A 335-nucleotide genomic window follows, 5' to 3' on the forward strand; every position below is an offset into this window, starting at 1 on the left:
TCAAAAAATTGAGACTTATTTATCAATAAAATATGGCATAACTATTAATAATATATCGGAAAAAAATTATATTTCTTCTAGTGATCAAATTTTATGGGATTCAAAGAAAAATAAAAATTATAATTTTCGAATTACTGGGATTGGAAGAGACGATGCTTTTGAATTATATCAAAAACAATCCACAAACTCTAATGAAGGAAATGTAACAGTAGCAATTGACAGTTTAAAGCTTACCAATAATTTTAATACCGGGACTATTGAAAATGGAAATTTTCTATTGTGGGGAGATAATAATCAGGCTTTAACATTTAAAGAAGCTGATTTGCTTTCGCAAC

1 protein-coding gene is annotated in these 335 nt (G+C 26.9%); it reads left to right on the top strand.

The window, feature by feature from the left end:
- A partial coding sequence (locus SB752_RS32130) for a DUF8202 domain-containing protein (protein WP_410719458.1) occupies window positions 1–335 on the top strand: 335 nt, incomplete at both ends.

The sequence above is a fragment of the Brevibacillus sp. SIMBA_040 genome (assembly GCF_046535075.1).
Taxonomy (GTDB): domain Bacteria; phylum Bacillota; class Bacilli; order Brevibacillales; family Brevibacillaceae; genus Brevibacillus.